Below are 20371 nucleotides of genomic sequence, written 5' to 3'. Positions count from 1 at the left end.
ATAAAGGCAAGCCAGAGGCCTGAATACATCATTTTTCTACTGAGCAGGGAGACCGCGCGAAATGGCATTTCAGACATGGCAAGTCGGCCTGGATATTCAGAACGGACAGCTTTGCGCCCTGGCTATTCAGCGCCGCCGTAACGGCTGGCAGCTGCGTCACTGGTGGCAACATGCGCTGCCGCACGATACGTTAACCAACGGGCTGGTGCAACGTCCCGACCCGCTTATCCCTTTGCTGCGGCAGTGGCGAAAAAACCTCCCGTGGCCAATTTCGCTGCGCGTCGGCTTTCCCGCTCGTCTCGCGCTGCAGCACGCGCTGGCGCTGCCGGGCACGACGCTGCGCGAACCAGAGCGTACCAGCTATATCACGGCCGCGGCGAAGCGATTTTTTCCCGTCGAGCCGGGAAAACTTGCGCTTGACTATCGCCAGGCCGCCGCCGACAGCGGGCAGCTATGGCTGACGGCCGCCCGCCGGGATGCGGTGCGCGCCTGGCTGACGACGCTGGACAACGCCGGGCTGAAACCCCAGGTGCTGGAGCTGGCTCCCGCCGCGCTTTTCGCGCTGGCGCAAAGCCTGCGGCTCAACCCTGATGTGGCGCTGGTGCATCGCCTGCCGGATCACTGGCTCTGGTACGGCGCGCAGCTGGAACCGGAATGGGGCTGGTGTCCCGCTCACGAAGCGGCCGATTTAGCCGCGCTGCGCGAGAAGCAGCTCGCCGGCGCGACGCGTTGTTACTATAGCTCGGCATTGGCGGAAGCGCCGCCTGCGGAGGCTGACTTGCTGGATCCGCTGGCGGCCTTCGCCTTTAAACAGCCGCCGCTGCCCGCGTTCGGCGGCGCCTTCGCGCTGGCAGCAGGGCTGGCGCTGCGGCCAGGAGACGCCTGATGGTTTGGGTCAACTTTTTACCCTGGCGTCAGCAGCGGCAACGGCGGCAGCTGCGCCGCGATGCGCTACTGATGCTGCTGCTGTTGGCTCTTTTCAGCGCGTCAACGGCGCCGCTGTTAGAGCAGCAGGCCAGCGGCGAACGGCAGCGGCTTGGCGTGGGCTGGCTGCAGGAGGCGAACGGGCAGCTCGACAGGCTTAAATCCCGTCAGGCTCGTCTTGAGCAACAGCGCGATACGCTGCGGCAGACGCTGGCGCTAAGCGAGGAGCGGCAGGAGCGCCTGCACGCCTGGTATGCGTTTGCCCAGGGCCTGGCCGAAACGATGCCCGCAATGCTCTGGCTAAGCGATCTCAGCAAAACGCCGGAGAGCCTGAACGTCGCGGGATTTTGCCAGCAGCTGGCTGAAGTTGAGACTTTTCGTCAGCATCTGCAGCAAAACGCGCTGTTTCAGCAGGTGAAAACCAACAGGCTCAGCCGCGATGGGCAAAACATTATCCGTTTCAGCCTGCGGGCCGCGCTCGTCTCTTCGGGACAGGGTCATGAATAGTCTGCTGTGCCGCTGGCTCGCTTTTCCTTTCTGGCTCAGAGCGCTGCTGCTGATCGCCAGCCTGGGCGTCGCTATGCTGACCGTACGCCAGCTCTGGCAGCGCCCGCTGCAGCAGCAGTCACGCCAGCTGGCGCAGCAACAGCAGCAGGAGAAGCAGCGTAACCGGACGCTGCTGCGCCATCTGCGGCAGCAAAGTTCGCTGCGCGAGATCGCAGCCGATATCGCTGGCCTGGAGCAGGCGCTGCGGCCCCGAACGACGCGGCCTTTCTCGCTGCTGCAGCTGACCGATGCGGCGGGCGGTCAGCTGCAGGACTGGCAGCCGATGGCTCAGGGCGGCGAGCTGACGTTGCTGCTTGACTGGACGCAGCTGCAGTCTCTGTTTCGCTATCTCAGCGAGCGATGGCCGCCGGTCAGGTTGCCGCAATTTACGCTAAAGCGCGTGGGCGATCGTCTGCTGCTGAAACTGGTGGTGCAGTATGAGCGCTAGCCTGCTGTCGACTGGTCTGCTGAAGCACGGCCAGGCGCTGGCGACGGCGCTGCTGCTCTCCTTTGAAGCGAGCGCCGCCCGCGATCCTTTTACGCCGCCGGAAAAACTGCTTTGCGAACCTGCCGCCGCTACATTGCCGCTGCAGCTGCGCGGCATTATCGGTCGGCCGACGGACTATCGCGCCTGGCTGGTCGCCGACGGCGGCAAAGGGCGCTTATGGGCGAAGCAGAGCTGGCCGCATCACGACTGGCAGCTGCGGGAGATCTCCGCGCTGGGCATTACGCTGGCGCCTGCGACTTCATGCAGGCCGCCGTTAAGGATTAATCTGCAAGGACGTCTTTATGAAACTTATCCGCCTGCGGCTCCTGCTGCTGACGCTGTGGCTGGCTCTGCCGCTGCGCGCCGGCCAGGCGCCGCTCTCTCTGGTATTCGATGACGCGCCCGTCGGGCAAATTTTGCAGGCGCTGGCCGATTATCAGCAGCTGAATCTGCTGGTGGCGCCCGGCGTTGAGGGACGGCTTTCCATACGCTTAAAAGAGGTCGGCTGGCAGCAGGCGCTGTCGCTGGTTTCTCGTCTGGCTAAGCTCAGCGTAAATAAAGAAGGCAACGTGCTGCTGGTGTTTCCTCAAAGCTGGCAGGAAGAGAAACAGCGTCAGCAAAAGCTTGATCAGGAAGAGGCGGAGAAAAAGCGACCGCTCGGCACGCTGGCGCTGACGTTACGCTACGCCGACGCGGAAAAAGTTTACGCCAGCCTGCAGGCATCGCAGGCACAGCTGCTGACGCCGCGCGGCAGCGTGACGGTGGATAAGCGCACCAACAGCCTGATCCTGCGCGATAGCGAAGTCGCGCTGCAGGAGGTTCAGCGCTGGGTCGCCGCGCTGGATACGCCGCTGGAGCAGGTCGAGCTGGCCGCGCATATCGTCACCATCAGCGAAGAGAGCCTGCGCGAGCTGGGGGTACGCTGGGGCATGAGCAGCGAAGAGCAGATCAATCGGGCGCTGCGCGTCAGCCAGCTGCGGGTGGATCTGCCGGTCGCCAGTCCGGCGCTGGCGTTCGGCTTTACCCTGGGACGCCTGGACGGCAGGGTATTGGATCTGGAGCTGAGCGCGCTGGAGCAGGAAAACAAGCTGGAAATCATCGCCAGCCCGCGTTTGTTTACTTCGCATCAGCAGCCCGCCAGCATCAAGCAGGGCACGGAAATCCCCTATGAAGTCTCCAGCGGCAGCAGCGGCAGTACCAGCGTGGAGTTTAAAGAAGCCGTGCTGGGCATGGACGTCACGCCTTATGTGCAGCCCAATGGCCGCATTATGCTAAAGCTGCGTATCAGCCAGAACCTGCCCGGAAGCACCATACGCAGCGGCGAGGGCGAATATATCGCTATCGATAAACAGGAGATACAGACGCAGGTCACGCTAAAAGATGGCCAGACGCTGGCGCTGGGCGGCATTTTCCAGCAGCAGCGTTCGCAGGAAGAGAACCGGGTGCCGCTGCTGGGCAAAATTCCGCTGGTCGGCGCGCTGTTCCGCCACAGCGCGACCGGCCAAAAAAAGCGCGAGCTGGTGATCTTCATTACCCCAAGACTGATTCGTGATGAGTAAGACTTTTTTGTAACAAACCGGGCGAGCGAGTGCTTTTTTAGCGGATTGCGGCCATATGCGTTTGACGCAAGAGCGGAATTAGCTTACAAGGTTTAGCGATTTTTTGAATTACAGGCCTCGGTTTGGCTTTAAGAAAAAGCATCTACCCGTTTTTTATCGTGCGCAACCGGCGTAGCCGTGTGACATCGGCGTGATAAATGAAGCGGACTGAACGCGCCAGCTGAGGGCGCAGTGGGCAAGGTCAATTTAATCGGTTGCCAAAACACCTTCAGTGTTGAGATAATTTTCCTCTGACTCTCGCACTATCGCTCATGAGGTTTCAGTTCATGTCCTGTCCATTGTAGGACGGGGTATCATTAACGAATTGTCTTAGTAATACCGAAAAAAATGGCAGAGAAACGCAATATCTTTCTGGTTGGGCCTATGGGTGCCGGCAAAAGCACTATTGGGCGTCAGTTAGCTCAGCAACTCAATATGGAATTTTTCGATTCCGATCAAGAAATTGAGCGACGTACCGGAGCGGATGTGGGTTGGGTGTTCGACGTCGAAGGCGAAGAAGGCTTCCGCGATCGCGAAGAAAAAATTATCAATGAACTCACGGAAAAACAGGGCATCGTCCTGGCGACCGGCGGCGGTTCCGTGAAGTCTCGCGAAACGCGCAACCGTCTTTCCGCTCGCGGCGTTGTGGTCTATCTGGAGACCACGATCGAAAAACAGCTGGCACGCACGCAGCGCGATAAAAAGCGTCCTTTGCTGCAGGTGGATTCTCCGCCGCGCGAAGTGCTGGAAGCGTTGGCGGACGAGCGTAATCCGCTGTATGAAGAGATTGCTGACGTCACCATTCGTACCGACGACCAGAGCGCTAAAGTCGTCGCAAACCAAATTATCAATATGTTAGAAAAGAGCTAACGGCTCTGTCCCGCCTGCGGGCCAAAAGGGGTGCTTCATGGAGAAGATTACCGTCACTCTGGGGGAACGCAGTTACCCCATAACCATTGCTGCCGGACTGTTTAACGATCCGGCTTCTTTTTGGCCGCTTAAGGCGGGCGAGCGGGCGATGCTGGTCACTAACGACACGCTCGCTTCGCTCTGGCTTGAACCTGTTCGCCAGCGGCTGGAAAGCGCTGGCGTAGAGGTGGATCAGATTATCCTGCCCGATGGCGAGCAGTATAAAACGCTGGCGGTGATGGATCGGGTCTTTACCGCGCTGCTGGAAAAACCGCACGGTCGCGATACGACGCTGATCGCCCTGGGCGGCGGCGTCATTGGCGATCTTACCGGTTTTGCGGCGGCAAGCTACCAGCGCGGCGTGCGTTTTATCCAGGTTCCCACCACTCTGCTGTCGCAGGTAGACTCTTCCGTTGGCGGCAAGACGGCCGTTAATCATCCGCTCGGCAAGAACATGATCGGCGCGTTTTATCAGCCGGCTTCGGTGGTGATCGATATCGATTGTCTCAGCAGCCTGCCCGCGCGCGAGCTGGCCTCAGGGCTTGCGGAAGTGATCAAATATGGCATCATCCTGGACGGAGAGTTCTTTAGCTGGCTTGAGGCGAATCTGGATGCGCTGCTGGCGCTGGATGGCAAGGCGATGGCGTACTGCATCCGCCGCTGCTGCGAGCTGAAAGCCGAAGTGGTCGCCGCCGACGAACGCGAAATGGGGCAGCGCGCGCTGCTGAACCTGGGCCATACCTATGGACACGCCATTGAGGCGCACATGGGCTACGGCAACTGGCTGCATGGCGAAGCCGTGGCGGCCGGTATGGTGATGGCCGCGCGTACCGCCGAGCGTCTTGGTGAATTCGACGCTGCTGATACCGACAGGATCATCAACCTGCTGCAACGCGCCGGTTTGCCGGTGCATGGCCCGGCGAGCATGGCGGCGGAAGATTATCTGCCGCATATGCTGCGCGACAAAAAAGTGCTGGCAGGCGAGCTGCGGCTGGTGCTGCCGCTGGCGCTGGGCCGGGCCTGCGTGCGCGGCGGCGTGCCGCATGATACGGTACTGGCTGCTATCGGCGACTGCCAGGCCTGAGCCGTTTTTAAACATTGCTGCATAAGTAGCGCGGCGTCGCCGCGCTACCGGAGGAGGTTAAATGGACGATTTTAAACCGGAAGACGAGTTAAAGCCTGACACCAGCGACCGCCGACCTGTGCGATCGCGCAAAACGTCTTCCGCGCCGAAAGTTCCGGTTTCCCGTCAGCAGATGATGATGGGCGTTGGCGTACTGGTACTGCTGCTGATCGTTATCGGCATTGGCTCAACGTTGACCTCATCGGGCGACGGCGATAAAAAAGCGGCGCAGGCGCCGACCTCCGCCGACAGCAATAAAAATATCGATCTTTCCGGCTCCGCCTCCATGAGCGGGCAGAATAATGCGCCCCAGGCTGACGCAGCAGCGCCCGCGACCGCTAATGCGCCGCAGGAGCTGAGCGCGCCGCCGGTTTCCTCAACGCCGACCGAAGCGCAGCCGGTGCAGACGCCTGCAGGCCAGCAGCGCGTCGAGCTGCCGGGCGATCTCAACAGCGCCCTTTCCGGGCAGCAGAATCTGCCGGACGCGACCGGTTCCGGCCAGCAGAGCAGTTCACTGCCTCTGGCGCCGGCGACGGTCGCTGGCGGCGCGACAGCCAGCAAGCCTGCGCCACAACCGGCGCCCGCGCGTCAGCATAGCGCTGCGCCTGTCCAGCAAAGCAAACCTACCATTGCGCACAAACCTGCCGCGACGAAACCAGCGGCCAAAGAGAGCCACAGCGCGCCAGCGAAAGCCGCGCCTGCGGCAACCGGCGGCAACTATACGCTGCAGCTCAGCAGCGCTTCGCGTCCCGATACGCTGAACGCCTGGGCGAAAAAACAGAACCTGAGCGGCTACCACGTATATAAAACCACGCGCAATGGTCAGCCCTGGTACGTGTTGGTCAGCGGCGCCTACGCCACGCCAGCGGAAGCTAAACGCGCTGTAGCGTCGCTGCCGGCGGAAGTCCGGGCGAAAAGTCCCTGGGTGAAACCCGTCAGCCAGGTGAAAAAAGAGTCGACCGACTAACGGCTATACGGCCTGAAGACGTTCTTTGCCGGCCCGCTTTACGCGGGCCGGCAATTTAAAGCGCAGATATGCTGTCGGTGTGACCGCAGCCAGAAGAGTAAGTGTAATAAAACGACGGCATGAAAAAAAATCGCGCTTTTTTAAAATGGGCGGGCGGCAAGTTCCCGCTGCTTAACGATATCCAGCGGCACCTGCCGGAAGGGGAATGCCTGATTGAACCCTTTGTCGGCGCAGGCTCCGTCTTTCTTAACACGCAATTTTCACGCTACGTGCTGGCGGATATCAACAAAGACCTGATTAACCTGTACAACGTGGTAAAGGATCGCGTGGACGAGTTTGTGGTGGAAGCCAGCAAGCTGTTCACCAGCGAAAGCAACGAAGCCGAGTTCTACTACGCTCGTCGGCTGGAGTTCAACCGCTCTACCGACGCCTGGCGACGCAGCGTGCTGTTCTTATACCTCAACCGCCACTGCTACAATGGACTCTGTCGCTACAACTTAAGCGGCGAGTTTAACGTGCCTTTCGGTCGCTATCGCAAACCCTATTTTCCTCGGGATGAGCTTTACTGGTTCTCCGAGCGATCGCAAAACGCCACCTTTATCTGCGAGTCATACGCTGATACGCTGAGTCGGGCGACGCAAGGTTCCGTGGTCTATTGCGATCCGCCCTACGCGCCGCTGTCGGCCACGGCCAATTTTACCGCCTATCACACCAACAGCTTTAGCCTGGCAGAACAGCAGCATCTGGCGGAGCTGGCGGAGAAGCTGGCGCGTGAAAGTCGTATTCCGGTACTGATCTCCAACCACGATACGCCGCTGACCCGCGAATGGTATCAGGCTGCGCAGCTGCACCAGATCAAGGCCCGACGCTCGATCAGCCGCAGCGGCAGCGGCCGCCTGCAGGTCGACGAACTGCTGGCGCTGTTCAGCGGCGACTGAACCTCAACCGCTGTACGTGCCTGTCGCCAGGCGCGCTAATTGGGAGAAATGGATGAAAAAGTTTTTGATCGCTCCGTCAATTTTGTCTGCAGACTTTGCCCGCCTGGGTGAAGACACGGCGAAAGCGCTGGCTGCCGGCGGCGACGTGGTACATTTTGACGTCATGGACAATCACTACGTGCCAAATCTGACGATGGGGCCGATGGTGCTGAAAGCGCTGCGTGATTACGGTATTACCGCCCCGATTGATGTGCACCTGATGGTCAAGCCGGTCGATCGCCTGATCCCCGACTTCGCAAAGGCCGGCGCAAGTTACATCACCTTTCATCCGGAAGCCTCCGAGCACGTCGACCGCACGCTGCAGCTGATCAAAGAACACGGCTGCAAAGCGGGCCTGGTGTTCAATCCGGCCACCTCGCTCAGCTACCTGGACTACGTGATGGATAAAATCGACGTGGTGCTGATCATGTCGGTCAATCCGGGTTTCGGCGGCCAGTCGTTTATTCCCGGCACGCTGGACAAGCTGCGTCAGGCCCGTAAGCTGATCGACCAGAGCGGTTACGATATTCGTCTGGAAGTGGACGGCGGCGTAAAAGCGGAGAACATCGGCGAAATCGCAGCGGCAGGCGCCGATATGTTTGTCGCGGGTTCCGCCATCTTCAACCAGCCGGACTATAAAAAAGTCATTGATGACATGCGCACTGAACTGGAGAAATCACGTCATGGCTCATTTCACTGATATTCGCGCGCTGGCGTTCGATCTCGACGGCACGCTTACCGACAGCGCGCCAGGCCTGACCAGCGCGGTAGACGCGGCGCTGCAGGCGTTGAATTTACCCGCGGCGGGTCTGGAACGCGTTTCCACCTGGATTGGCAACGGCGCCGATATCCTGATTGAGCGCGCGCTGACCTGGGCGCTGGGCCACGCGCCGGAAGGCGATCTGCTGCGCGACGCCCGCGTATTGCTCGACAAGCATTATGCTGCCGTTGTCGAAAGCGGCAGTAAACTCTTCCCCGGCGTGAAAGAAGGGCTGCAGAAACTGGCGGCGACCGGGTTGCCGATGGCCATAGTGACCAACAAGCCAACGCCATTCGTCGCGCCTTTGCTCGCCTCGCTCGGCATTGACGACTGCTTCTCGCTGATTATCGGCGGCGACGACGTCACGGCGAAAAAGCCGCATCCGGCGCCGCTCTTTTTGGTGCTGGGCAAGTTCGGCCTGCTGCCGGACGAGCTGCTGTTTGTCGGCGACTCGCGCAACGATATCCAGGCCGCTAAAGCGGCAGGCGTGCCCTGCGTTGGCCTGACCTACGGCTACAACTATGGCGAGCCGATTGCGAGCAGCCAGCCGACGCTGGTGCTTGACCATTTTAACGATTTGTTGCCCGCTCTAGGGCTGTAACGACCAGGACGAAAAAGATGAAACCCATCGTATTTAGCGGCGCGCAGCCTTCCGGCGAACTGACCATCGGTAACTATATGGGTGCGCTGCGTCAGTGGGTCAGCATGCAGGATGATTACGACTGCATCTACTGCATTGTTGACCTGCACGCCATTACGGTACGCCAGGATCCGGCGGCGCTGCGCAAGGCCACGCTGGATACGCTGGCGCTCTATCTGGCCTGCGGCATCGATCCGCAAAAAAGCACTATCTTCGTGCAGTCACACGTGCCGGAGCACGCGCAGCTGGGCTGGATCCTGAACTGCTACACCTATTTCGGCGAGCTGAGCCGCATGACGCAGTTCAAGGATAAATCCGCGCGCTATGAAGAGAACATCAACGCCGGCCTGTTTGACTATCCGGTGCTGATGGCGGCGGATATTCTGCTTTATCAGACCACGCAGGTGCCGGTCGGCGAAGATCAGAAACAGCATCTGGAGCTGAGCCGCGACGTGGCCGCGCGTTTCAATGCGCTCTACGGCGACATATTTAAAGTGCCAGAGCCGTTTATTCCCAAATCTGGCGCGCGCGTGATGTCGCTGCTGGAGCCGACCAAAAAGATGTCCAAGTCGGACGATAACCGCAACAACGTGATCGGCCTGCTGGAAGATCCGAAGTCGGTGGTGAAAAAGATCAAGCGGGCGATGACCGATGGCGAAGAGCCGCCGGTAGTGCGTTACGACGTGAAAAACAAAGCGGGCGTCTCTAACCTGTTGGATATTCTTTCCGGCGTGACCGGCACCAGCATCCCTGAGCTGGAAAAGCAGTTTGAAGGGCAGATGTATGGCCACCTGAAAGGCGCGGTCGCCGAGGCCGTTTCCGGTATGCTGAGCGAGCTGCAGGAGCGCTATCATCGTTATCGCAACGACGAGGCTTTCCTGGAGCAGGTGATGCGCGACGGCGCGACCAAAGCCCGCGCTCGCGCGCAGGAAACGCTGAAGAAAGTCTACGAAGCCGTCGGCTTTGTGGCGCAGCCGTAAAAGCTAACCTCTGCGCTACGGCGCCCTGAGCCTGAAAACGGCCAGGGCGCCGTTTTTTTATGTGCCGCTTCAGAACCAGCGTAGACGATCCCGCAGCGCCGCCACGCGGCCTACGATAATCAGCGACGGGCTTTGCGCCTGCGCTGCCAGCGAGGCCAGGCCATCCAGTCGGCCACTGAATACTCGTTGTCGGGTCGACGTGCCGTTCTCCACCAGCGCTACCGGCATCTCGCCGCTCATCCCGTGCGCGAGCAGCTGTCGCTCTATTTCCGGCGCCTGCGTCAGCCCCATATAAAACACCAGCGTTTGCTTTTCCGCCGCCAGGTTTTGCCAGTCCAGCGAGCCCTCTTTCTGCACGTGGCCGGTAACCAGCCGCACGCTCTGCGCATAATCACGATGGGTGAGCGGAATGCCGCTGTAGGCGGAACAACCCGACGCGGCGGTGATGCCAGGCACCACGGAGAAAGGGATACCCGAATCCGTCAGCGCTTCCAGCTCCTCCGCGCCGCGTCCGAAAATAAAGGGATCGCCGCCTTTCAGCCGCACCACGCGTTTGCCCAGCTTTGCCTGCTCCAGCAGGATCTGGTTAATCGACTCCTGAGGAACGCAGTGATAACCGGCGCGCTTGCCAACGAAAATTCTTTCCGCGTCGCGCCGTACCAGCTCCATCACTTCGTCCGACACCAGCCGATCGTAAACCACCACGTCCGCCTGCTGAATCTGCTGTAGCCCTTTCAGCGTCATCAGACCCGCGTCGCCAGGCCCGGCGCCGACCAGCACAACTTCGCCGTGCTCCGCCAGCGGCTGCTGAAACAGCGCCTCCGTCAGCTTTTCCGCCCGATGCTGGTCGCCGTTGGCGAGGGTTTGCGCCAGCCGGTCGTGCTGGAAAAGTTTTTCCCAGAAGCGCCTGCGCTGGCCGGTTCCGTTAAAGGTCGTTTTTACCCGCGGCCTCAGCGAACCTGCCCAGGCGGCGACTTTCCCCAGATGCTGCGGCAGCAGCGCCTCGATTTTTTCCCGCAGCAGGCGAGCCATCACCGGCGCGTCGCCGGAGCTGGAAATGGCGATCAGCAGCGGCGAGCGATCGACCACGGAAGGCATAATAGCGCTGGCCTGAGCGGGCGCGTCGACCACGTTGCAGAAGACGCGCCTTGCTTCGGCGCTGTCGCTAACGTATTGATTGACTTCCTTGCTGTCCGTCGCCGCTATCACCAGCCAGCAGCCGTCGATCTGCTCCGGCGCGAAGCGCGTTTCCAGCAGCGTCAGCTTGCCGGCCTGCTGCCATTCGTAAAAGGGCGAGGAGAAGCGCGTGGCGCAGACGCGCAGATCCGCGCCGGCCTTCAGCAGCAGCCGTGCCTTGCGTTCGGCTACGTCGCCGCCGCCTACCAGCAAAACAGCCTTATGACGAAGATCGCAAAAAAGAGGAAACCAGTTCACGGGACGCTCGCAATAAAAAAGGGCCGCAGAAGGCGGCCACAGAAACGGATAAAACTAAATAGCCACTTCGACCATGCCGTCGCGCACTCTGGCGGGCCAGGCGGGAATCGAACGGCTTTCGTCCTCAAGACAGTAGCCGTCGCTCAGGCGAAAACGCTGCTTTTTCAGCGGGCTGGCGACCCACAGCGCCTGCTGGTGCTCTGCGATAAGGCCGCGCGAAAGCACGCTGGCCTGGGCAAAAGGGTCGATATTGCTCAGGGCGTAAACCTTCTCGTCGGCGCGCGGGCGAAACAGGGCGACCTGCGTCCCGGCGATCAGCGCGCAAACGCCGGTATCGGGCTGGATTTTCTCCAGCGGGCAAACGGTATGCCAGTTCATGGCTGCTCCTCCATCATGACCACGGGAATACGCTCTTCGGGCCGTGCAGGCCGATGCTGCTGACGCTCCGCCACGCTCTGCACCAGCGGATCGCGGCTGTCGCTGTTGATAAAGTGGCTGAAGCGGGCGAGCTGCTCCGGATGGGCAAGCGTCGCCTGCCATTCGCAGACAAAGCGCTCGCGCAGGCGGGCGAGTTCCGCCTCAAGCTGCTCGTTCAGGCCAAGCTTATTGTTGATGATGACTTCCCGCAGGTAGTCGATGCCGCCGTCCAGGCTTTCCAGCCAGACGGAAGTGCGCTGGAGCTTGTCCGCAGTGCGGATGTAGAACAGCATAAAGCGATCCAGATAGCGGATTAGCGTCTCCCGATCCAGATCGGCCGCCAGCAGATCGCCGTGGCGCGGCTTCATGCCGCCGTTGCCGCAGACGTAGAGGTTCCAGCCATTTTCGGTGGCGATAACGCCCACGTCTTTGCTTTGCGCTTCCGAACATTCGCGGGTGCAGCCGGAGACGCCGAACTTCATTTTGTGCGGCGTGCGGATCCCCTTATAGCGATTCTCCAGCTCCACGCCCAGCCCGACGGAATCGCCTACGCCGTAGCGGCACCAGCTGCTGCCCACGCAGGTTTTCGCCATGCGCAGCGCTTTGGCGTAGGCGTGGCCGGTTTCGAATCCCGCTTCGATCAGCGTCTGCCAGATAGCGGGCAGATCCTCTTTGTGCGCGCCGAACAGGCCGATGCGCTGCGAACCGGTGATCTTGGTGTAAAGACCGTAGCGGCTGGCGATCTCGCCAATAACAATCAGTCCGGCCGGCGTGATTTCGCCGCCTGCGGAGCGCGGGATAATGGAGTAGGTGCCATCTTTCTGAATATTGCCGAGATAGCTGTCGTTGCTGTCCTGTAAAGGCACCAGCGACGGCTGCAGCGCGTAGTCGTTCCAGCAGGAGGCCAGCAGCGAGGCTATCGTGGGTTTACAGACTTCGCAGCCGTAGCCTTTGCCATATTTAGCCAGCAGCTGTTCAAAGGTTTTGATCTCTTCCACGCGGATGAAGTGGTAGAGCTCCTGACGGGACCAGGCGAAGTGTTCGCAAAGATGATTATTCACCTCGATGCCCTGGCGGCTCAGCTCGGCGTTGAGCACCTGGGTCATCAGCGGCACGCAGCCGCCGCAGCCCGTGCCCGCTTTGGTTTCCGCCTTCAGCGCCGCCACGGTATGGCAGCCGTTGTGGATCGCCTGCACCAAATCGCCTTTGGTGACGTCGAAGCAGGAGCAGATTTGCGCCGTGTCCGGCAGTGATTCCACGCCCATCGCTGGCTTGCTGCCGGCGTGAGCGGGTAGGATCAGCGTGTCGGGATTCTCCGGCAGGTCGATGCCGTTCAGCATCAGCTGCAGCAGGTTGCCGTAGTCGCTGGTGTCGCCAACCAGCACTGCGCCAAGCAGCTTGTTGTCCGAGCCGACCACCAGACGCTTGTAGACTTCTTTCTTCTCATCCAGATAGAGATAGCTGCGCGCGCCTTCCGTACGACCCTGCGCGTCGCCGATACCGCCGACGTCCACGCCCAGCAGTTTGAGTTTGGCGCTCATATCCGCGCCGGTAAAGGCGTTGTCGCGGCCCAGCAGGCTGTCCGCCGTCACCTGCGCCATCTTGTAGCCCGGCGCGACCAGGCCGTAGACGCGATTTTGCCAGGCGGCGCATTCGCCGATAGCGTAAATATCTTCATCCGCTGTAAGGCAGCGATCGTCAACAATCACGCCGCCACGCGGCCCTACAGGCAGACCGGCTTCTCTGGCAAGGCGATCCTGCGGTCGGATGCCGGTAGAGAAAACGATAAAATCGATCGCCAGCTCGCTGCCGTCGGCAAACTGCATAAGCTTGCCGCCTGTCGGGCCGTCGATAATCTGTTGCGTATTTTTACTGGTATGGACGGCGACGCCCATGCCCTCGATTTTTTTCCGCAGCAGCTGGCCGCCTTGGGCATCAAGCTGTTCCGCCATCAGCACCGGCGCAAACTCCACAACGTGCGTTTTCATTCCCAGGTTTTTCAGCGCGCCGGCGGCTTCCAGTCCCAGCAGTCCGCCGCCGATCACCGCGCCGCTGCGGCTGTTGCGCGCGCAGGCCTCGATAGCTTCCAGATCTTCTATGGTGCGGTAGACAAAGCAGTTGCTGCCGTCGGCGCCCGCCACTGGCGGCACCCAGGCATAAGAGCCGGTCGCCAGCACCAGCTTGTCGTAGGAAACCGCGCGTCCTTGATCCGAGTAAACGACTTTTTCCCGACGATCGATAGTTAAGACTTTCTCACCGGTCAGCACGTTTATCTGGTGTTTTTCATAAAACCCTTCCGCCACCAGCGACAGCGCGTCGGCGCTGTGGTGGCTAAACCAGGCGGAGAGATGCACGCGATCGTAAGCCACGCGAGGCTCTTCACAAAATACGGTTATCTCAAACTGGCCAGGCGCGGCTTTTTCGGTCAGCTCTTCCAGCAGGCGATGTCCTACCATGCCGTTGCCAATAATCACGAGTCGGGTGCGCATTGTTGCCTCACATATCAAAATAATGCCGCTACAATAGCGCGGCAAACTCCAGGCTTATTGATGTATATCAAGCGGCTTTTTAAATACCTCTTTGTAGGTAGGAAGCTGATTTTTCAAACTTTTTCGGTAACTTGCGGATTTTACTGGCTTTGCCCCGTCTCGCGGCGCCGGAAAGGGTGGTATGGTTAAATAAACCACTGATGTTCAGGAGCCTGGCTATGCCGACTATTCCATTGCAAAGCATTCATCATCTACGTCTGCCGTGGCGCGAAGGGCTCTGGCAGATCGCTATCCGCGACGGCAAGATCGCGTCGATTTCGCCCCAGACGCACGGCGTCGCGCCGGCGGACTCGCTGGATGCGGAAGGCGGGCTGGCTTTTCCACCGTTTATCGAACCGCATATCCATCTTGATACCACGCAGACCGCGGGCGAACCTGCCTGGAACGAATCCGGCACGCTGTTCGAAGGTATTGAGCGCTGGGCGGAGCGAAAGGCGCTGCTGGATCATGAAGATGTCAAAGCGCGTGCCCGGCAGACGCTGAAATGGCAGATAGCCAACGGCATTCAGCACGTGCGCACCCATGTGGATGTTTCCGATCCTTCGCTGACCGCGCTGCGCGCCATGCTGGAGATAAAAAGCGAGATGGCGCCCTGGGTGGATATTCAGATCGTCGCTTTTCCGCAGGAAGGCATTCTCTCCTATCCGGATGGCGAGGCGCTGCTGGAAGAGGCGCTAAGGCTGGGCGCCGATGTGGTTGGCGCTATTCCCCATTTTGAGTTTACCCGCGAATACGGCGTGGAATCGCTGCATAAGACCTTCGCGCTGGCGCAGAAGTATCAGCGCATGGTCGATGTTCACTGCGATGAAATCGACGACGAGCAGTCGCGCTTTGTAGAAACCGTCGCGGCGCTGGCGCTGCGCGAAAAGATGGGCGCTCGCGTTACCGCCAGCCATACCACGGCGATGCACTCTTACAACGGCGCCTATACCTCGCGCCTGTTCCGGCTGCTGAAACTCTCCGGAATTAATTTTGTCGCCAACCCGCTGGTCAATATTCATCTGCAGGGTCGCTTTGACAGCTATCCCAAACGCCGCGGCGTTACGCGGGTAAAAGAGATGCTGGAGGCGGAGATCAACGTTTGCTTTGGCCACGACGATGTCTTCGATCCCTGGTATCCGCTGGGCACCGCCAGTATGCTGCAGGTACTGCATATGGGGATGCATGTCTGTCAGCTAATGGGCTATGGCCAGCTGGACGAAGGGATCAAGCTGATTACCCATAACAGCGCCAGAACGCTACAGCTAAAGGACTATGGTATTCAGAGCGGCAACAGCGCCAACCTGATTATTTTGCCGGCGGAAAGCGGCTTTGACGCGCTGCGCCGTCAGGTGCCGACACGCTATTCGATTCGGCAGGGCAGAGTGATCGCGCAAACGCAGCCCGCGATGAGCACTATCCACCTGACGGAAACGGAAGAAGTGAATTTTTGTCGCTAAAAAAGGCCGTTAAAACCGGCCTTTAGTATTAATGCGAAGACATATGGCCGTGCAGCTTGTGCTTGCTGACAAAGCCCAGCAGCAGGCACATCGCAAACACCACCGCGTAGAGCATATTGGCGGTGAACAGCGCGGCGTGCGCGCCATGCTTATCCACGATCGGGCCGGTCACAACGAAAGTCAGCATGGTGCCGATGGTGCCGCAGGTCAGGATAAAGTTCACCAGCTTAGGCGAAGAGACCTTCGTCTGCAGCGAGCCCAGCGTAATGATGGTGGTGTAGATAGCGCTGGAGAAGAAGCCCAGGCTCATCATAATCCACTTCAGCATACTGGCGTCGCTGCTGCTGATAAACCAGTACATCAGCACGGTCGCCAGCAGCGCCAGCAGCGTGACGATGCGCTGCGGATCGAAAAAGCGCAGAATGGCGCTGAACGCCCACATGCCGATCATATAGGCAGTCCAGAAATTGCCTACCAGCGCGCCAGCCTGCGTCAGATCCATGCCCATGGTTTTGGTCGCGTAGAGCGGCACCCAGCCGATAAAGCCAAGCTGGCCCAGGATGTAGCAGAGCGCGGCGATCGCCAGCAACAGCACGCCAATGCCCCATTTCTCTTTCTGCACCTGCTGCACGGCGGCTTTTTTGCCCAGCACCGGGAATTCAAAGCAGAGCGCCAGAACGAAGATCACTACGTAAATGACGCCGATACAGGCGTAAACCCAGTACCACGGCAGCGATTTCGCCAGCAGCGCGGCGGCGATAATCGGGAAAATCGTGCCCGCCATACTAAAGAACGAGTCGGTAAACAGCAGGCGCGAGCCGCGCTGACGACCTTCATAGAGATGCGTGATCAGAAAGGTGCCGATCGACATCGTGATGCCGCTGACTACGCCCAGCACAAACATACAAAGCGAGAAGACGCTGAGCGAGTGGCTGGTCATCAGGCCGAGCACGGAAAGCACCATCAGCACGAAGCCGAAAATCAGCTGGCGCTTCAGCGGCACGATTTCCATCAGCCAGGCGTTGAGAAACACGGCGGCCAGAATGCCGGCGTTAAGGAAGGTGAAGGTGTTGCTCATCTGCGCTACCGGCAGATGAAAATAGTCAGCGATATTCTCCAGCACCATACCGGTAACGATTACTACCGCGCCGGTAAGCGCATAGGAGAAAAAGCTGATCCAGGTTAGACCGATTCGATCGCGATTTGTCATAGTGATGGCCCGTGGAGTCAAGGATCGTGAGGCAGAACGCTCACGCTAAGCGCGGGCAGTTTAGCGGGATTCGTGATCTGCTTAAATAAATAATGAAACTTTTCACGTTCATTTCAGGAATTTCGTGATGAATATCACCGTTTTTTCGCCAGCGAAAGCGTTTGCGTGGCATGAAGACGAGTAAAAAAAGGTAAAACGCTGGCGCACGGGTAAGCGCCTCTTTACAATCAATTTTCGGCCTGTAGCCCTTAAGTAAGGAATCTTTCATGTTAAAACGTACTTTGACAGCGGTCGCCACCGTTTTCGCACTCTCCACGCTCTCCGCTTCCGCTCTGGCGGCACAGGGAGACACGCACGTGCTGCTGACCACCTCCGCTGGCAATATTGAGCTGGAACTCAATAATCAAAAGGCCCCGATTTCTACGAAGAACTTCGTTGATTACGTCAACAACGGTTTCTACAACAATACCGTGTTCCATCGCGTCATCCCTGGCTTTATGGTGCAGGGCGGCGGCTTCACCGCCGATATGCAGCAAAAGCCAACCAACGCGCCGATCAAGAACGAGGCGGATAACGGTCTGCTGAACAAGCGCGGCACCATAGCTATGGCTCGTACCGCCGATAAAGACAGCGCCACCAGCCAGTTCTTTATCAACGTGGCGGACAACGCTTTCCTGGATCATGGCCAACGCGACTTCGGCTACGCCGTTTTCGGCAAGGTGGTTAAAGGCCAGGAAATCGCGGATAAAATCGCCCAGGTACCGACCAAAAACGTCGGCCCTTATCAGAACGTCCCGGTGAAACCGGTAGTCATTCTCTCCGCGAAAGTCCTGCCTTAACGCTCCGAATGGGGGATTGCTGCTTATACTAAGCTAAGCGCTACGTGCCGCAATCACCCATTCAAGGAGATCTCATGTCCAGAAAGCTCACCGACAAGCAAAAAAACACGCTCTGGCAGCAGCGTCTGCCGGCCAACTTCCTGGCGAGCTTTTTACTGAACGGCTCTCTGCCCGAGCTGGGTACGCATAATCCCGGTTTACCGCACCTGCGCGCCATGCATCGCGCGCTTTTTCACGACGTGCTGGATGACGCGGGCGAGCTGCGCGAGGTCGATATCGCTATCGGCGATACGCCCTGCTGCCATTTTGAATATATTGAGAAAGAGGGCAACGCGCTGATGCAGGCGCTGGAAGAGGAGAACGGCCTGGCCGACCTGCCGTTGGATCGCATGGCGGAAAGGCTGGCCTGGTACTACTGCGAGCTGACCGTGCTGCATCCTTTCCTGCGTGGCAACGGTCGCGCCCAGCGCCTTTTCTTCGAGCAGCTGATTATCCATGCCGGCTGCGATATCCAGTGGAGCCGCATTGACGCCGAAAGCTGGCAGGCGGCGGTTAAGGCAAGCCTGGCGGGCGATTTATCGCTGCTGGAGGCTGCTTTCGGCAAAGTAATCAGCGAGCGGGAGGAAAACGCGTAGAATAGCGGCGTTTTCTTTTTTTTCGGAGCGTTCATGCTGCTGTTGATCGACAACTACGACTCTTTTACGTGGAATCTTTACCAATATTTCTGTGAAGCGGGCGCTGAGGTTCAGGTACGGCGCAACGATGAGCTGACGCTGGAGCAGATTAGCGCGCTGCGGCCTGAAAGGCTGGCGATCTCGCCTGGCCCCTGCACGCCGAACGAGGCCGGGATTTCGCTGGCGGCGATCCGCGAATTCGCCGGGAAAATCCCTGTTCTTGGCGTCTGCCTCGGGCATCAGGCGATAGCGCAGGCTTTTGGCGCTCGCGTCGTGCGGGCGCGTGAAGTAATGCACGGTAAAACCTCGCTGATTGAGCATAATGAGAGCGGCGTGTTCGCCGGGCTGAATAATCCGCTAAGGGTTACGCGCTATCACTCGTTGATTGTCGAAGCCGATTCGCTGCCGGCTGAGTTTGAAGTAACCGCCTGGTCGATGCGGGAAGGCCAGCGGGACGAGATCATGGGTCTGCGTCACCGCACGCTGCCGCTGGAAGGCGTGCAGTTTCATCCGGAAAGCATTCTCAGCGAGCAGGGACATCAGCTGCTGGAGAATTTTCTCAGGCAATAAATTCGTTTGCCTTCAAGTGATTTTTTATGCATATTTTGTGATTATAATTTCACGGCTACGTAACGTAAAAAAGAAGAGGTTGGCAATGGCAGCGGAAAAATTAGCGGTAACGCGCTCGACGTTTGACGAAGTGATTTTGCCTGTTTATGCACCAGCGCAGTTTGTGCCGGTCAAAGGAAAAGGCAGCCGCGTCTGGGATCAGCAGGGCAAAGAGTATATCGATTTTTCCGGCGGCATCGCCGTTACCGCGCTGGGACACTGCCACCCGGCGCTGGTGGAAGCGCTGAAAACCCAGGGCGAAACCCTGTGGCATACCAGCAACGTTTTCACCAACGAGCCCGCGCTGCGCCTTGCCAGCAAGCTGATTGCCGCCACCTTCGCTGAACGCGTGTTCTTTGCCAACTCCGGCGCGGAAGCCAACGAGGCGGCGTTTAAGCTGGCCCGTTACTATGCCACCAAACGTCATTCGCCGTTTAAAAGCAAAATCATCGCCTTTCATAACGCTTTCCACGGTCGGACGCTGTTTACCGTCTCCGTAGGCGGCCAGCCGAAATACTCTGACGGCTTCGGCCCGAAACCGGCCGATATCGTTCACGTGCCTTTTAACGACCTCAACGCGGTGAAAGCGGTTATCGACGATCACACCTGCGCTATTGTCGTGGAGCCGGTTCAGGGCGAAGGCGGCGTGATGCCCGCTACTCAGGAGTTTATGCAAGGGTTGCGCGAGCTGTGCGACAAACACCAGGCGCTGCTGGTGCTGGATGAGGTGCAGAGCGGCATGGGCCGCAGCGGCAAGCTTTTTGCGTATGAGCATTACGGCGTACGGCCCGATATCCTGACCTCGGCCAAAGCGCTGGGCGGCGGCTTCCCGGTCAGCGCCATGCTGACCAGCAACGAGATCGCCTCGGTCATGGCGCCAGGCGTCCACGGCACCACCTACGGCGGCAATCCGCTGGCGTGCGCGGTGGCGGAAGCAGCGTTAGATATCATCAATACGCCGGAAGTGCTTAACGGCGTGGAAGCGCGTCGCGAACAGTTTGTCGTCGCGCTGAAAGCGCTGGATGCGCAGCTGGATCTGTTCAGCGATATTCGCGGCAAAGGCCTGCTGATCGGCGCGGCGCTGAAGCCGCAACATGCGGGCAAAGCTCGCGATATTCTCAACGCCGCCGCGGCGGAAGGCGTGATGATCCTGAATGCCGGTACGGATGTCATCCGCTTCGTGCCGTCGCTGGTGATTGAGCCGACCGACATCGAAGAGGGCATGAGCCGCTTCGCCGCCGCCGTGAAAAAAGTGCTGGCTTAAGGTAAAAGCCGGAAGCCGCTCGCTT

21 protein-coding genes are annotated in these 20371 nt (G+C 59.3%); 17 read left to right on the top strand and 4 right to left on the bottom strand.

Annotated elements, in window-relative coordinates; translation table 11 throughout:
- Window positions 1-61 precede the first annotated feature (61 nt).
- The 12 genes from pilM to trpS all read left to right on the top strand — a co-directional run bounded on the left by pilM (window position 62) and on the right by trpS (window position 9911).
- Window positions 62-886, top strand: a complete 825-nt coding sequence (gene pilM, locus MKZ79_RS19485) for a pilus assembly protein PilM (RefSeq protein WP_336144273.1) — start codon at window positions 62-64, stop codon at window positions 884-886.
- Window positions 886-1431 carry a PilN domain-containing protein gene (locus tag MKZ79_RS19480; RefSeq protein WP_336144272.1) on the top strand — a complete coding sequence of 182 codons (546 nt, stop codon included), beginning with the start codon at window positions 886-888 and terminating at the stop codon, window positions 1429-1431. The genes pilM and MKZ79_RS19480 overlap by 1 nt, the downstream gene beginning before the upstream one ends.
- Entirely contained in the window at window positions 1424-1918 is a 495-nt protein-coding gene (locus MKZ79_RS19475) for a HofO family protein (RefSeq protein WP_336144271.1), read from the top strand. Before MKZ79_RS19480 ends, MKZ79_RS19475 begins: the two co-directional genes overlap by 8 nt.
- The gene (locus tag MKZ79_RS19470; RefSeq protein ID WP_336144270.1) at window positions 1908-2354 is read left to right on the top strand and encodes a DUF2531 domain-containing protein; all 447 of its coding nucleotides are present in this window, start codon (window positions 1908-1910) and stop codon (window positions 2352-2354) included. Before MKZ79_RS19475 ends, MKZ79_RS19470 begins: the two co-directional genes overlap by 11 nt.
- Complete coding sequence (gene hofQ / locus MKZ79_RS19465) at window positions 2260-3516, top strand: DNA uptake porin HofQ (RefSeq protein WP_336144269.1); 1257 nt, start codon at window positions 2260-2262, stop codon at window positions 3514-3516. Before MKZ79_RS19470 ends, hofQ begins: the two co-directional genes overlap by 95 nt.
- 387 nt (window positions 3517-3903) lie before the next feature.
- Window positions 3904-4425, top strand: a complete 522-nt coding sequence (gene aroK / locus MKZ79_RS19460) for a shikimate kinase AroK (RefSeq protein WP_034934892.1) — start codon at window positions 3904-3906, stop codon at window positions 4423-4425.
- A gap of 37 nt (window positions 4426-4462) precedes the next feature.
- Entirely contained in the window at window positions 4463-5548 is a 1086-nt protein-coding gene (gene aroB / locus MKZ79_RS19455; protein ID WP_336144268.1) for a 3-dehydroquinate synthase, read from the top strand.
- Between the two features lie 61 nt (window positions 5549-5609).
- Window positions 5610-6554 (top strand): SPOR domain-containing protein, encoded by a 945-nt coding sequence (locus tag MKZ79_RS19450; protein WP_336144267.1) that lies wholly within the window; start codon window positions 5610-5612, stop codon window positions 6552-6554.
- A 119-nt stretch (window positions 6555-6673) separates the two neighbouring features.
- The gene (gene dam / locus MKZ79_RS19445) at window positions 6674-7492 is read left to right on the top strand and encodes an adenine-specific DNA-methyltransferase (RefSeq protein ID WP_336144266.1); all 819 of its coding nucleotides are present in this window, start codon (window positions 6674-6676) and stop codon (window positions 7490-7492) included.
- A gap of 52 nt (window positions 7493-7544) precedes the next feature.
- The gene (gene rpe / locus MKZ79_RS19440; RefSeq protein WP_336144265.1) at window positions 7545-8231 is read left to right on the top strand and encodes a ribulose-phosphate 3-epimerase; all 687 of its coding nucleotides are present in this window, start codon (window positions 7545-7547) and stop codon (window positions 8229-8231) included.
- Window positions 8215-8892 carry a phosphoglycolate phosphatase gene (locus tag MKZ79_RS19435; protein ID WP_336144264.1) on the top strand — a complete coding sequence of 226 codons (678 nt, stop codon included), beginning with the start codon at window positions 8215-8217 and terminating at the stop codon, window positions 8890-8892. The genes rpe and MKZ79_RS19435 overlap by 17 nt, the downstream gene beginning before the upstream one ends.
- Before the next feature lie 17 nt (window positions 8893-8909).
- Window positions 8910-9911: a tryptophan--tRNA ligase gene (gene trpS, locus MKZ79_RS19430; protein WP_336144263.1), complete on the top strand. Its 1002-nt coding sequence runs from the start codon at window positions 8910-8912 to the stop codon at window positions 9909-9911.
- 69 nt (window positions 9912-9980) lie between these two features.
- On the opposite strand, the gene cysG is transcribed toward trpS, so the two are convergent.
- The 3 genes from cysG to nirB are packed head-to-tail and all read right to left on the bottom strand — an operon-like array spanning window position 9981 to window position 14251.
- On the bottom strand, window positions 9981-11345 hold the full coding sequence (gene cysG, locus MKZ79_RS19425) for a siroheme synthase CysG (protein ID WP_336144262.1): 1365 nt from the start codon (window positions 11343-11345) through the stop codon (window positions 9981-9983).
- A 54-nt stretch (window positions 11346-11399) separates the two neighbouring features.
- On the bottom strand, window positions 11400-11723 hold the full coding sequence (nirD, locus tag MKZ79_RS19420; RefSeq protein WP_336144261.1) for a nitrite reductase small subunit NirD: 324 nt from the start codon (window positions 11721-11723) through the stop codon (window positions 11400-11402).
- Window positions 11720-14251, bottom strand: coding sequence for a nitrite reductase large subunit NirB (gene nirB, locus MKZ79_RS19415; protein WP_336144260.1), 2532 nt, complete (start codon window positions 14249-14251; stop codon window positions 11720-11722). Before nirB ends, nirD begins: the two co-directional genes overlap by 4 nt.
- Window positions 14252-14469: 218 nt before the next feature.
- On the opposite strand from nirB, the gene MKZ79_RS19410 reads away from it, so the two are divergent.
- Window positions 14470-15750 (top strand): cytosine deaminase, encoded by a 1281-nt coding sequence (locus MKZ79_RS19410; protein ID WP_336144259.1) that lies wholly within the window; start codon window positions 14470-14472, stop codon window positions 15748-15750.
- A 28-nt stretch (window positions 15751-15778) separates the two neighbouring features.
- On the opposite strand, the gene tsgA is transcribed toward MKZ79_RS19410, so the two are convergent.
- Entirely contained in the window at window positions 15779-16960 is a 1182-nt protein-coding gene (gene tsgA, locus MKZ79_RS19405; protein WP_336144258.1) for an MFS transporter TsgA, read from the bottom strand.
- Between the two features lie 266 nt (window positions 16961-17226).
- Here tsgA and ppiA point away from each other — a divergent pair, with 266 nt between their 5' ends.
- The 4 genes from ppiA (at window position 17227) to argD (ending at window position 20346) form a co-directional block, all read left to right on the top strand.
- Entirely contained in the window at window positions 17227-17799 is a 573-nt protein-coding gene (gene ppiA, locus MKZ79_RS19400) for a peptidylprolyl isomerase A (protein WP_336144257.1), read from the top strand.
- 74 nt (window positions 17800-17873) lie between these two features.
- Window positions 17874-18434 (top strand): putative adenosine monophosphate-protein transferase Fic, encoded by a 561-nt coding sequence (locus tag MKZ79_RS19395; RefSeq protein ID WP_336144256.1) that lies wholly within the window; start codon window positions 17874-17876, stop codon window positions 18432-18434.
- A 33-nt stretch (window positions 18435-18467) separates the two neighbouring features.
- Window positions 18468-19043 (top strand): aminodeoxychorismate synthase component II, encoded by a 576-nt coding sequence (locus tag MKZ79_RS19390; RefSeq protein ID WP_336144255.1) that lies wholly within the window; start codon window positions 18468-18470, stop codon window positions 19041-19043.
- A gap of 85 nt (window positions 19044-19128) precedes the next feature.
- A complete protein-coding gene (argD, locus tag MKZ79_RS19385) occupies window positions 19129-20346 on the top strand; it encodes a bifunctional acetylornithine/succinyldiaminopimelate transaminase (protein ID WP_336144254.1) in 1218 nt (405 codons plus the stop codon).
- Window positions 20347-20371: the final 25 nt, after the last annotated feature.

The sequence above is a fragment of the Erwinia sp. CGal63 genome (genome assembly GCF_037026505.1).
In the GTDB taxonomy this organism is placed as follows: domain Bacteria; phylum Pseudomonadota; class Gammaproteobacteria; order Enterobacterales; family Enterobacteriaceae; genus Erwinia.
Note: the sequence above shows the minus strand (reverse complement) of the source record. Positions and strands in the feature narration are given on the sequence as shown.